This window comes from Pseudomonadota bacterium (genome assembly GCA_010028905.1).
GTDB lineage: Bacteria > Vulcanimicrobiota > Xenobia > RGZZ01 > RGZZ01 > RGZZ01.
In genome coordinates this window covers 1-12949 of sequence record RGZZ01000103.1, presented here as the reverse complement: position 1 = coordinate 12949, position 12949 = coordinate 1, and the positions used below count along the sequence as shown (strand labels likewise).

General features: G+C 67.9%; 12 protein-coding genes. 4 read left to right on the top strand and 8 right to left on the bottom strand.

Features of this window, described 5'->3' with window-relative positions; translation table 11 throughout:
• From EB084_09570 to EB084_09560, 3 genes are all read right to left on the bottom strand, one after another.
• Window positions 1-1585 (bottom strand): FAD-dependent oxidoreductase (locus EB084_09570; GenBank protein NDD28497.1); only part of this gene is annotated, 1585 nt, incomplete at its 3' end.
• Between the two features lie 140 nt (window positions 1586-1725).
• The gene (locus EB084_09565; GenBank protein NDD28496.1) at window positions 1726-2340 is read right to left on the bottom strand and encodes a CDP-alcohol phosphatidyltransferase family protein; all 615 of its coding nucleotides are present in this window, start codon (window positions 2338-2340) and stop codon (window positions 1726-1728) included.
• Between the two features lie 4 nt (window positions 2341-2344).
• Window positions 2345-3283 (bottom strand): phosphatidate cytidylyltransferase, encoded by a 939-nt coding sequence (locus EB084_09560; GenBank protein ID NDD28495.1) that lies wholly within the window; start codon window positions 3281-3283, stop codon window positions 2345-2347.
• Here EB084_09560 and EB084_09555 point away from each other — a divergent pair.
• From EB084_09555 to EB084_09545, 3 genes are all read left to right on the top strand, one after another.
• Entirely contained in the window at window positions 3033-5126 is a 2094-nt protein-coding gene (locus EB084_09555; protein NDD28494.1) for an alpha/beta fold hydrolase, read from the top strand. The genes EB084_09560 and EB084_09555 overlap by 251 nt on opposite strands.
• A complete protein-coding gene (locus EB084_09550; GenBank protein ID NDD28493.1) occupies window positions 5123-6457 on the top strand; it encodes a serine/threonine protein phosphatase in 1335 nt (444 codons plus the stop codon). Before EB084_09555 ends, EB084_09550 begins: the two co-directional genes overlap by 4 nt.
• Before the next feature lie 97 nt (window positions 6458-6554).
• On the top strand, window positions 6555-7973 hold the full coding sequence (locus tag EB084_09545; GenBank protein NDD28492.1) for an NAD-dependent succinate-semialdehyde dehydrogenase: 1419 nt from the start codon (window positions 6555-6557) through the stop codon (window positions 7971-7973).
• 3 nt (window positions 7974-7976) lie between these two features.
• On the opposite strand, the gene EB084_09540 is transcribed toward EB084_09545, so the two are convergent.
• A complete protein-coding gene (locus EB084_09540; GenBank protein NDD28491.1) occupies window positions 7977-9167 on the bottom strand; it encodes a patatin in 1191 nt (396 codons plus the stop codon).
• A gap of 31 nt (window positions 9168-9198) precedes the next feature.
• Window positions 9199-9993: a 1-acyl-sn-glycerol-3-phosphate acyltransferase gene (locus EB084_09535; protein NDD28490.1), complete on the bottom strand. Its 795-nt coding sequence runs from the start codon at window positions 9991-9993 to the stop codon at window positions 9199-9201.
• 57 nt (window positions 9994-10050) lie between these two features.
• Here EB084_09535 and sfsA point away from each other — a divergent pair, with 57 nt between their 5' ends.
• On the top strand, window positions 10051-10782 hold the full coding sequence (sfsA, locus tag EB084_09530; protein NDD28489.1) for a DNA/RNA nuclease SfsA: 732 nt from the start codon (window positions 10051-10053) through the stop codon (window positions 10780-10782).
• 1 nt (window position 10783) lies between these two features.
• On the opposite strand, the gene EB084_09525 is transcribed toward sfsA, so the two are convergent.
• The 3 genes from EB084_09525 to EB084_09515 form a co-directional block, all read right to left on the bottom strand.
• Window positions 10784-11821 carry a hypothetical protein gene (locus tag EB084_09525; GenBank protein ID NDD28488.1) on the bottom strand — a complete coding sequence of 346 codons (1038 nt, stop codon included), beginning with the start codon at window positions 11819-11821 and terminating at the stop codon, window positions 10784-10786.
• 48 nt (window positions 11822-11869) lie between these two features.
• Entirely contained in the window at window positions 11870-12370 is a 501-nt protein-coding gene (locus EB084_09520) for a zinc ribbon domain-containing protein (protein NDD28487.1), read from the bottom strand.
• 189 nt (window positions 12371-12559) lie between these two features.
• Window positions 12560-12949 (bottom strand): hypothetical protein (locus tag EB084_09515; protein NDD28486.1); only part of this gene is annotated, 390 nt, incomplete at its 5' end.

Sequence of the window (12949 nt, the reverse complement as noted above, 5' to 3'; positions counted from 1 at the left end):
CGGCCGCGCGCGCGGCCGCGAACGCGGACTCGAAGCAGGCCAGACCAAGGGTGTCGGCGTTTGCGAACCAGATGCGTCTGAACGGCTTCTGGAACTCGGGTGCCACCTGGGTGACCCATCCTGGGTAGGGAACAGCCATGGGGTGGCCCCAGCGCGCGAACTGAATCCCCTCGATCTTGCCCGCACAGCCTGGGAAATCTTTCTCGAGCTCGCTCACGAGCTGCTTCGAGAAGGTCTCGTGCGAAGTGGTGAGCAGCGCGGCTCGCCCCTCGCTCTCTCCCATGGGGATGGAGGCCACCATGACGGTCTTGCGGTGGGCTGCCGGATGCCCCCCGCTCGAGACCCAGTCGGCCAGGCAGAGGTCGCTGTACCAGCGGTTGCGCACCCAGAGGTCGAAGGCCTTGTCTGCCAGGGGTTCGCGCAGGAAGACGGCGCCCACGAGGTAGGATCCATATCGTGCTCGCGCCATCGCAGTCGAGATCGGGTCGGGCATGTCGGCCAGCATGCGCCGCGTGATGTGCTTCGGGGTGGCCATGATGGCCTGGCGTGCGCGAGCGCGGAACGGCTGACCGTCTCGCACGTAGTCGACGGTCACGCCCCCATCGTCTTGCGTGACGCGGTCGACGAAGCAGCGCGTGCGCACACGGTTGCCGAGCAGCGACACCACCCGTGCGCTGATGGCGCCGTTGCCGCCGGGGAACGCGGTGAGCGAGTCGAACTCGCTGGCCAGGAAGTTGATTGCGGCGAAGGCCGACACCTTCTCGGCGCCCACCCCCCAGCACGACCGCACGTACTGGTCGAGGAGGGCCGTGGGTTCGGGCGCGATGCGATGGGTGCGGCAGTACGCAGCGAAGGTCATCGTGTCGAGCGCGCGCGCCTTGCGGGTCGATCTCGTCAGCGGCAGGTCCGGATAGTCGTCGGAGTCGTTGATGGCGGCGAAGTGCTTCCACGCGCGCTTGTAGGCGCGGCGCACCTCGGCCGAGTAGGGGAGGTGGTCGACCCCTTCTCCGAACAGGTGGGGCACGAACTGCCCGCGGTCGTACAGGGCGTCGGCTGAGCCCGGGATGGGGTTCGCTTCGAGTCCGATGTCTTTGAAGAAGGCGGCTTCTTCGGCGTTGGGCTTCGTGATGTAGAGCGCCCCCATGGGGTAGCGCAGCCCGCCCCAGGTGCCGAGCCTCGAGTTGCCTCCTGGCGTGGGCTCCTTCTCGAGCACCAGCACCGCGTGCTCGCGGGCGAGCTCGTAGGCGGCGATGAGGCCGCTGATGCCGCCGCCGATGACCACGACGTCAACCTCCTCGGGACGCCCTCCCTGGGGGAATGCCTGTCCGTCGCGAAGGGCGTGGCACTGCTCCCAGCTGTCGCCCACGAAGGGGCGTTCGACCCAGGGTGTCGTCTCCACCGCGTGCGCCACGAGGGTGCCGAGTGGCGACGCCCCCGCGGCCACGGCGGTGAGGGCGCCCAGTGCGGCGAGCCCTCCCGTGAGGAAGGCGCGGCGAGAGAGCGAGCGGCCTGTCGAATCGGTCTGCCGCGCGCCGGGGGCTGCGGCTGGGCTGTCGTCACCATCACTGAACGGGCATCGGTTCACGGGGGCTCTTCTTTCCGCATCGTCGAGGGGATGCAGGAAGAACTACCCGTCCGCCCGCGGTCTTCCCTGCGGAGCAGGTCGGCAGACGCGGGGATGCCAAGCGTCAGGAGGCGCGTCGACCTCCCTCCATCAGGGCTTCGTCAGGGATGATGGCCTCGTTGGGCCAGTGCGCCTCGGGCGCGGTTCGTGATGGTCTTCACCAGCAGCACGCACATCGCGGCCTGGAGCACGAACAGCCATAGGATGGGCGGCACGCCGAGACCTCGCAGGAGGGCGGCAACCGACAGCCAGAAGGCGCGGTCGCTCTTGCCCATGGGGCCGTCATACCGTCGGCTGGCTCCGATCTGCACGGCGACCACGCCCATCATCTCGCTCATCACCGCGAGGATGTTCATGAGCACCACGAGCCACGGGCAGAACCCTGGCACCAGGGCGAGGGGGAGGTACAGCATCGTGTCGGCCACCACGTCCCCCATCTCGTTGAGCACGGCGCCGAGGCGCGATTGCATGCCGTGCTCGCGCGCCAGCATGCCGTCGATGGCGTTGAGCGCCATGCGCGCCAGCAGCACCGCCGGCAGCATCAGCAAGGGCCAGCTCGCCTGGGGGGCGACCGCGATGCACGCGCCCCCAATGCCCGAGAGAACGACGGCCGCTACGGTGACCTGGTTTGCGGTGACGCCGCTCTGGGCAAGCCCTCGCACCAGGGGGCGCAGCAGGTTCTGGAAGGCCGGCTTCAGGTCGTAGACGCTCGGCATGGCGTTACGCGAACAGATACCGGACGACGTGGAAGAAGATGGGGGCGGCGAAGCAGAGCGAGTCGATGCGGTCCATCACGCCGCCGTGACCCTCGATGAGCTGGCCGTAGTCCTTCACGCCCCGATCTCGCTTGATGGCCGACATCACGAGCCCTCCCAGGAATCCGCTCACCGTGATGAGGAACGACAGGCCCGCCGCCTGCCCCAGCGTGAAGGGCGTGAAGCGCCACAGGGCCGCGCCCACGGCGGTGGCGGAGAGCATGCCGCCCCACAGCCCCTCGACGGTCTTGTTCGGGCTGATGACGGGGGCCACCTTGTGCCGGCCGATGAGCTTTCCCCAAACGTACTGCAGCACATCGCTCAGCTGCGCCACGATGAGCAGGTAGAGCAGCAGCTTCGCGTTCTGTCCGGCATAGCCATTGATGTCGAGCATGAGCAGCGCGGGGATGTGGCTCACGCAGTACACGCACACCACCAGGGCCCACTGCGCTTCGGCGGTGCGCTCGAGAAACGCCTCTCCCCTGCCGCGGAGGGCGGTGTGTGCGGGGAGCAGGACGAAGGCGTAGACCGGGATGGCCACGACAAAGAACCCGTACCACTGCGTGGCCACGAGCACGTACTGCAGCGGAGTGAACACCGCGTAGATCCAGAGCATGGTCACACGGTCGGCCCGGCCGCCCAGCACAAGGGGGATGAACTCGCGCAGCGCCATCACGGAGACGGCGGCGAACAGCAGCACCGAACCCATCGGGCCTACCGCGAGGGCCAGGCCCACCACCCCCACCATCACCCACCACGCACGTACCCGCGCTTCGAGGTTTGCGATCACCTCGCTGCGCTGCTCGCCCTGTCGCCGCTTCAAGACGGCGGTAACGGCCGACGCGGTGACGAGCAGGCCGGTGACGCCGCGCATGAGCCAGCCGATCTGGGGGTCGACGTGCATGTGCATGGGCGGGTGTTCGCGTCGCCTGAGAGGCATTCCTCGCGCCTCACGGGTTCGGCAGGCGAGTCGTCGCCGCCCCGAGAAAGAACCTCGAATGCAGGTTGAGAAGAACACCTTCCCCAGCTTTGACGGCGCGCATCTCGTCTATCGGGCCTGGCTGCCCGATGTCGGGGTCACGCGCAGCGTGGTTCTCTTCCATCGAGGCCACGAGTACGGTGCGCGTCTGAGCGAGCTGGTCGAGCGACTGGCGCAGACCCAGCCTGCAGGCACTGCCTTCTACGCCTGGGACGCTCGCGGCCACGGCGAGAGCCCGGGCCCCCGAGGCCATGCCCGTCACTTCAGCGATCTGGTGCGTGACGTCGATGCCTTCTTCACCTTCTTGAAGGCGGAGCACGGCCTCGATGAGGAGAGCACCGCCGTGGTGGCCCACAGCGTGGGGGCTGTCGTGGTGGGGCGCTGGGCACTCGACTACGCGCCCCGCCTGCGCGCTCTGGTGCTGGTGACGCCGGCACTTCACGTCAAGCTCTTCGTGCCTTTCGCACGTCAGGGCCTGACCGTGCTGCAGCGGCTCTCAGAGCGTCTCGGTCGACCGCAGCCCTGCATCGACAGCTATGTCACCGGAAGGGTGCTCACCCACGACGCCGCCGAGGCCCGCGCCTACGACACCGACCCGCGCATCACGAAGCGCATCGCCGTCAACGTGCTGCTCGGTCTCTATGAGAGCGCCGAGCGTCTGGTGCGCCTCGCGGCGGACATCGAGCCGCCGACCATGGTGATGAGCGCCCGTGCCGACTGGGTCGTCAAGAACCTGCCCATGCGCCGCCTGTATCGCAAGCTGCCTCACCCGCTCCGCTCGGTTCGGGTGTATCGCGACGCCTATCACGGGCTGCTGTACGAGCAGGGTCGCGCGACCGTGCACGACGACATCTCGCACTTCATCAACACATGTTTCGCCCATCAAGTCGACCGCCGGCACCTGCTCGACGCGCACGTTCGCGGCGCGAGCCGCGAGCGGTACGAATGGCACAAGGCCGGCCTGCCGTGGCTCAGCCCGCGACGTTTCATGTATCGCGCCATGCGGTTTGCCATGGCCACGGTGGGGCGCTTGAGCGAAGGCATCCGCCTGGGGCTCGAGAGCGGCTTCAGCTCGGGACGCACACTGGCCTACGTCTACAGAGACGAAGCAAAGGGCATCACCCCGTTGGGGAAGGTCATCGACCGCACCTATCTCGACTCTCCCGGCTGGGCGCACATCCGGGTGCGTCGCGCGCAGCTGCAAGAGCTCGTGCGACGCGCCGTCACGCTCGTCGGCCCGCGCGACGCGGTGCGCGTCTTCGATCTTGCGGGCGGGCCTGGGCACTACCTCATCGATCTGGCCCAGGCTGCTCCATCGCTTCAGGTGCGTGTGCGAGACTTTGACGTCGGCGCGCTGGCTGAAGGGCGTCAGCGCGCAGCGGCTCTCGGCGTCACGCGGATCGCGTTCGAGCAGGGTGATGCGTTTGACGCTGAATCGCTGGCCACGCTGGGGGAGGGCTGGCAGGTCGGCATCATCTCCGGTCTGCTCGAGCTGTTCCCCGACAACGACCCCGTGCGCATCGCCCTGGGTGGCGCGGCCCGCGCCATCGAGCCAGGCGGCTACCTGGTCTACACCAACCAGCCGTGGCATCCGCAGATCGAGCTCATCGCAGAGACGCTCACCCACGGTGATGGCCGACCGTGGATCATGCGCTGTCGCAGTCAGGCCGAGATGGACGAGCTCGTGCGTGACGCCGGGTTCGACAAGGTCGCCCAGCTGGCCGACGACGACGCCATCTTCACCGTGTCGCTGGCGCGGCGCAGGTGAGCGCGCCCGGCTTCTGGGCGAGGGCGGGGGCTTCGGCGCTCACCTGCGCCACCTTCGTCTTCGTCTACAACGGCTGCAACTACCTGGCCTCGCTGCGCCCCCACGTGGGCAGCTGCTACTTCTGGTTCGAGCGCTACTGGCCGTTCGTTCCGGCGCTCATCGTGCCGTACTGGTCGCTCGACCTGTTCTTCGCAGCTGCGCCGTTCTTTCTCGGCAGCCGTGACGAGCTGCGCCAGCACGTGCGCCGGATCATCACGGCCATCGCCATCGCGGGGTTCTTCTTCCTCACCTTCCCGCTCACGATGGCCTGGCCGCGACCCGAGGTCACGGGTCCGCTGGGGGCGCTGTTCGGCGCCCTGAACAACTTCCACAACTTCTACAACTGCGCGCCGTCGCTGCACATCGCGCTGCGCACGATCCTCTGGCCGGTCTACGTGAGCCCGCTGCGCGGCGCTCCTCGCGCCGCCATCGGCGGGTGGTTCGCGCTCATCGGCATCTCGACGCTGCTCTGCTGGCAGCACTATCTCATCGACGTGATCACGGGCCAGATACTGGGGCTCTTCTGTCTGCATCTGTACCCGTTCGATGCGCCGCCTCGCCCGGAGGTCGATACGGCCAGGGGCATCAATGCCGACCTGCGCCTCGCCCGTCGCTACGGCGCGGTGGCCCTGGTGCTGCTGTTCGTCGCGGTCGTGGGGTGGCCGGCCGGCGCGCTGCTGCTGTGGCCCGTGGCGGCGCTGCTCATCGTGGCGGCGGCCTACGCGGGGGGCGGGCCGGCGCTGCTCGACAAGAGCCACGGCACGTTTCCGCGCAGCTCGCTGGCCCTGCTCGCCCCCTATCGCTGGCTGGCCGAGCTCTCGTTCCGCTGGTTCGAGCGCAGCCTGCCCGCGTCGGTGTCGTTACACGATGGCGTGTCCATCGGGCGCCGCTGGAGCCCTTCGTGGCGAGGAGACGAGATGGCGGCGGTGCTCGACCTCACGGCCGAGTATGTTGAGCATGAGGCCTGGCGGGCTCGGCACTACCTGAACATTCCCGTTCTCGATCTCACGAGCCCCTCGCCCGACCAGCTGCGCGACGCTACCGAATTCATCGCGCAGGCGCCGCGACCGGTGTACGTGCACTGCTCGCTGGGACTGGGGCGCAGCGCATGCGTCGCGGCAGCCTGGCTGCTGCGCAGCCGACAGGCCGCCACCGTCGACGAGGCGCTCGAGAAGGTGGCGCGGGTGCAGCCCCACCTGCGCCTGGCGCGCGGTACGCGCGGTGCGCTCGAGAACTTCGCGGGCACCCTCGAGCCAGGCGAGGCCGCCAAGGTCGCCGCGGCGTCATCGTGAGCGCCAGACGCGGTGGCTGAAGGGCGCGGGTTGCTGACGCGCGCTGGTCTGTGAACCGATCTCACCGAATCATGCAATGGAGGAACAGAAAATGACCATGCGTACCGGCCTCTACATCGACGGAGAGTGGCTCGACACCGAGGCGCGTGTCCCGGTGGTCGACCCCGCCACGGGTGACGTGCTGGCTCGGGTCTCGGCGGCCGGTACTGGCGAATGCGACGCCGCCGTCGACGCCGCGGCGCGCGCCGCCGGACCTTGGGCGCGCACGCCGGGGCGAGCGCGCGCCGAGACCCTGCGAAAGGCCTACGAGCTCATGGTGGCAGAGGCTGATGCACTGGCCCGGCTCATCACGCTCGAGAACGGCAAGGTGCTGTCAGACGCCCGCACCGAGGTGATCTATGCAGCCGAGTTCTTTCGCTGGTTCTCCGAAGAGGCGGTGCGCATCGCGGGCGACTACCGGCATGCGCCCGCAGGCGACAAGCGCATCATCGTCACCCGTCAGCCCGTGGGCGTCTCACTGCTCATCACGCCGTGGAACTTCCCGGCCGCCATGGCCACCCGCAAGCTCGGACCGGCACTGGCTGCCGGCTGCACCACCGTGCTCAAGCCGGCCAGCGAGACGCCGCTCACGGCGCTCGCCGTGGCCGACATCCTGCACCGGGCAGGCTGCCCCAAGGGTGTGGTGAACTGCATCCTGCCCGTGCCCACCGGCCCCAGCATCGCCCGTCTGCTCGCCGACCCGCGCGTTCGCAATGTCTCGTTCACCGGGTCGACCGAGGTGGGCAAAGGCCTCCTGAAGGCGTGCGCCGACCGCGTGCTGCGCACGTCGATGGAGCTGGGAGGCAACGCGCCGTTCGTGGTTCTCGACGATGCTGACGTCGATGCCGCGGTGCAGGGGGCCATGATCGCGAAGATGCGCAACGGAGGCGCTGCCTGCACCGCCGCCAATCGCTTCTATGTGGCACGCGCTGCGGTCGAGGCCTTCACGGCGAAGCTCGCGACAGCGTTCGAGGCCCTCGTCATGGGGCCTGGCGTCGGTGCCGGCTGTCAGCTCGGGGCCAGCGTCTCGGTGAAGGAGCGCGACAAGATCGCTTCGCTGGTGAGACTGGGCATCGAGCACGGTGGCACGGTGGTCACGGGAGGCGAGGTTCCCCAAGGGCCGGGCGCCTTCTATCCCGCAACCGTGATGCGGGTCGACAGCGGCAACCCGCTGCTCACCCACGAGATCTTCGGGCCGGTCGCCCCCATCGTCACGGTCGAGAGCGATGAGGAGGCCGTCGCGCTGGCCAACGACACCGCCTACGGTCTCATCAGCTACGTCTACGGGGGCGACCTGCGCCGGACGCTGCGGGTGGCCGAGGCGCTCGAATCCGGGATGGTAGCCGTGAACCGCGGCGTCATCTCCGACCCTGCGGCTCCCTTCGGGGGGGTCAAGGAATCGGGGCTCGGACGCGAGGGCGGCTTCGATGGCATCCACGAGTTTCTCGAGAGCAAGTACATCGGCGTCGAGATCTGAGCCTCATCGCACGCCTGTCAGCAGCGCCTCGATCTCGTCGATGCGGGCGTCTGCGTCACGTCGCCCTGCCGCGACCAGCTCACGGGTGTACGCGGCCTCGAACATCAGATGGCTCAGCAGGTCGGCGTTTGCGTTGGTGCGCACGCCCAGCCCGCCCAGAAGATATCGGATCTGGGGCGGGATGTGGTGGAAGTGGGTCTTGGCGATGGCGGAGAGGTCGACCGATGGGGTGATGAAGAGGGCGTCGACCCGACGCAGGTCGTCGTCACCGTCGCGCGCGACGAGCACATCGCGTTGCACGTTGCGATTGATGCGCTCGAGGTGTTCGGTGTCGGCGTCGAGCTGGTCGACGAAGAGCGCGGAGAGCGAGACCCCCAGGATCTGTGACAGTGGCGGCGGCTCTTGTTGCGCGCAGGGGCCGGCGGTCAGCGGCGCGTCGGTGCTCTCTCCGACCTGAGGATGGTGCCTCAGGCCGATGGCCAGCAGGCGATCTGCCCCCAGCCGGATGGCAGGGCCGGCAGGCGCGGGCATGCGCAGGCAACCGTCCCCGAACCACGATGGCCCGTCCGGAAGCGTGAGGCGCACGGGCGGGAAAACCAGCGGGATGGCCGCGGAGGCGAGCACGTGATCGAGGGTGATCTGCGTCGACACCGCTCGCCTGCGTGCCCCTCGCCAGAGAGCCACTTCGTGCCCCCCTTCGACGAAGATGAACGTGCGTCCGGAAGTGTAGTCGGTTGCGGTGAGTGCGAGGGCGTGCACGCGTCGCTCTCGCACCTGTCGATGGATGCGCGCAAAGTCGAGCCGTCGCGCGAGCAGCTGTCGCAGCGGCGCCGGATCGAGCAGGCTGCGGGCGTGCCCAGCGCCCACCAGGCCACCGAAGGCGAGATCGAAGAGCCAGCGCATCGCGTTGCCCGCAAGGCATGGCAGGTCGGTGCGCACCACGTCTGACATCGACAGCCCGCTCCAGAGATCGGCGAGTCGTCTGCTCGCGGCGGTGAGGTTCTCGGCCCCGTCGACGATGGCGGCCGCATTCACCGCGCCTGCCGAGATGCCTTCGATGACGCGAAAGGGACATGGCCTGTCGCGCACGGCCGGGAGCTCGCCGATCCGGCTGAGCACCCCGGCCTGGTAGGCGGCGCGCGCGCCGCCTGCGGCCATCACGAGTCCCACGGTGGGCGAACGGCGGCGACTCATCGGTTCAAAGGCGCAAAGATGTCGAATTTGCTCATGGACGAGGGGGCTGCAGCTCATGCGCTGTCACGGTGAGCCCCACCACGAGCGGGATGAGCACCAGCCCGCAGGCGATGATCTCGAGGCGGCGCATCAGCTTGATCGGTCTGGGGATGTCGAGCTCGCGGGTCGCCTCCTCGCGCAGCGCCACGATGCGTCGGCGCAGATCGATGAGTGCGGCCGTCAGCTCCCTTTCGGGAACGTGCGCGCCGGGCGCGAGGGGAGCGGTGGCGTAGCAGACGGGGCGACCTATGCGCAGGGCGATGGCGGCGGGTCGAGGGACCCAGGCGCCCAGGGGGAACGCCTCCGCGGCGCCCGCGATTCCAAGCGGAACTATGGTGGCCGCCGTGCGGATGGCGAGCACACCCACCCCGGGGTACAGCTGTTCCATGCGACCGCGGTCGTAGGCCGCGCCCTCTGGGAACACGACCATGACCTCTCCCGCCCGCAATGCCTGTTCCGCGTCGCGCAGCGCCTGGCTGCGGTTCCCGGCGTTGATGAAGCCGAGACCTCGCATGAGCCAGCCGATGCAGGGGTGCCGGAACAGCTCGCGATGTGCCATGAATCGCAGGCGAACGGGGGAGAGCAGGTAGAGCAGGAGACCGTCGAGCAGGCTCGGGTGGTTGCCTGCAACGATGGCGGGTCCGCGCTGCGGCAGGTTGCCCAGACCCGCGGCACGCACCTCGAAGTAGTGCGTGATGGCTGTGCGGAGAACGGTCGCGATGATGCGTGTTGCGGCCTGAAACGCACGGGCGCGCAAGGGGAAGGGAAGGTCGCGCGGTATGAGCATGGCTCAGAACCCATTCCCGCGGGAGGGACAGGAAAACCAGGCGGAGTAGGGGAGGGCATGGAATTCGGGTTCACGCCGGTCCACGGCACGCTCGTGCGTCGCTACAAGCGGTTCTTTGCGGAGGTGCGCTTGAGCGATTCCACCAGTGTCATCGCGCACTGTCCGAACACCGGGCGCATGCAGGGGTGCGCTGATCCGGGCCTTCCGGTCGTGTTGTCGCGCGCGTCGAATCCGGACCGCAAGCTGGCCTACACCCTCGAGCTCGTCTATGCCCGCGAGTGCTGGCTCAACGTCAACACGTTGCGTCCGAATGCGCTCGTGCACGAGGCCATCGAGCAGCAGCGCATCGATGCGTTCAAGGGCTGGCGCGTAGCCCGCCGAGAGGCGGTCTGGGGTAGCAGCCGCTTCGATCTGCTGCTGCATCGCTGCGACGGCGATCTTGAATCAGCATCTTCGATGTGCTACGTCGAGGTCAAGAACGTCACGCTCTTCGATGGCGACGTGGCGCTCTTCCCGGACGCCGTGACCGCACGTGGAACCCGCCATCTCGACGCGCTTGTGAACGTTGCGGCAAGCGGCGCGCGCGCCGTTCAGCTCTATGTGGTGAATGATCCGCGCTGTCGGGTGATGCGTCCAGCCGACGCCATCGACCCGGCATACGGGGCAGCCCTTCGGCGGGCGGTCAGCAGCGGCGTTGATGTGGTGGCGTGCGCCTGGGCGACGCGCGTCGAGGGCATGGATGTGGCGGGAGAGATCGCCGTCGAGCTCACCCCACGGCCCTCTTCGTGATTCAGGTCTGCGTCTTCGTGAGCGTGGCCATGTGGGCGCGCAGCCGTTCGATCTGGGCCAGCAGCTCGTCGCTGCGATTGAGGTCGTAGGCAATGGTGAGATAGCGGAGCGCGCGCTCGTACGACTCATCTTCGAGGGTCTGGCGCGCGAGGCGCATGGCCAGGTCGTGCCAGATAGGGGCGGGGTTCAGCGGTATCTCACGGGCCCGAGCCTCGGCGGAGACGTTCGCGGCAAACGTGTCGTCATAGGCGATCTCGGCGAGCTGCTCGGCCGCGGCCAGCATGGTGCGCACGCTCTCGTCTTCCACGCAGGCCAGCGACAGCAGCAGGCAGACACCGAAGCCGACGAAGTCCTGCGTGTGGAAGTACCAGGGCGCGAGCGACCGGTACCACTGGCCGAAGTGCACCTGCGTGTAGCAGAGCGGGAAGGCATCGCTGAGATTGCGCTTGAGCTCTTCGATGCGTCCGAGGCGCTGCAGGCAGTAGCTGCGCTCCAGCCGTGGCATGATGGCGACCTTGTTGAGGGCGATGGCGGCGTCGATGGCGTTGAGCGCCTCGTGTGGGCGGTCGGCCTGCAGCAGCACGGCGCACAGCAGCTGGTAGCCGCCCACGAGAGGCATGACGGCATCGCGTATCTCTCGCTTCTCGAGACCCAGGGCCTCTACGTAGAGCCGCTCGATGGGGTCTTGAAAGTCGTACCAGGCGATGTTTCGGTCAGACGTCGCGGTGTCATGGTTGACCAGGTTGACGAGGATGTTCTCGGCGCGCTCCAGGTCTGCGACCTTCACGGCCGCGGTGGCCTCGCGTATCATGGCATCGCATCGACGGCGCTGCTGATGCATGATGCGCTCGTATTCGGCGCGCGCCTTGATCTCGCTGAGTATGCCGTCGAGCTCGGCGGCGATGTGCTCGGCTTCAGGGTGAGACTGGTAGTTGACCTTCTGCTGCTGGACGAAGGGGACATCGACCGATCGATCACCGGTGAGCAGCGCTCGTATGGTGCCGATGATGTCGTCTGGATTGGCGTGGATGTAGTCCATGGACGAAGTACTCGTCTTCTCGCCTGAGGGGCGGGCCGCAGTCTTGCTTTACAGGGTGGTGTCGCTGTTGAGGAAGGCTTCCTTCAGCTTGCGCTGGTTCTCGCGGTTGATGCGCATGGCCTCGTTGAGCGCATCGCTGCCGCTGCGAACGATCTCGACACCCTCGTGGATGTAGGCCGGGTCCGGATCGTCGACGTACTGGCGCATGACGCCAACGCCCCGGTTGAGCGCTTCGATGCCAGCAAATCCGGCCTCGATCTCCTGTCGGAAGTCTTCGAAGACCTCGGGGGGGATCTCGAGGTCGCGGACCTGTGATTCCTTCTCTGCGATGACGGCCAGGATCTGGTCGAGGAAGTCACGGTACGCATCTACCGAGATCTCTCCGCTGAGCACCTTCTCGCCCGCATCTTTGAGCTGGAGGTAGCGCTCGTTCACCTCGGCCGCGGGTCCTTCTTCAACGGGGAGGTTCGACTCGGGCAGCAGGACGTTGCAGCTGGGGCAGTAGGCGCTGCCCTCTGGCACGGGTTTCTCGCAGTGGCTGCAGTTCACGGGTGTGGCCTCTCCTTTTCGCGCGGAGTGTGCGATGTGATGCCGTCGGCGCGGAGCATAGGGTTGGTGGGAGGTTCCGTCTGGTTTCGGCGGTTTCCTGCCGTGTGCGTGCCCTCGAGACGAGACACGGCCCGCCCAACGTTGAAGTCGAGCGGGCCGTGCTGCTGTCAGTTCCCTGTCTGACGAAGGTTAGCCGTAGGTGACCGTCGCTGGCGCCGGGGTTCCTTTGTTGACCTGCACCGGTGCGTAGGTGTCCGGGGCGGTGTAGCCGCCACCGTAGCCGCCGCCGTAGCCGCCGCCACCGTAGGCGCTTCCGCCGCCGTAGCTTCCGCCGCCGGCGTACGGGTCGGCATAGCCGCCTCCGCCGTAGTTTCCGCCGCCGTAGCTGCCTCCGCCGTAGCCCGACTGGCCGCCTCCGAACTGCATCAGGTAGACCGCCGTGAGGAATGCCTCCACGGTGCGCAGCAGCTGCGCCGCCTGGAAGGGCGAGCGAGCCGTGGCCAGCCCCTGGCTCAGGTACTGCGAGATGCCCTGCACTACGTTGCCCAGGTTGCCCTGACCGAACAAGGCGCCCGGACC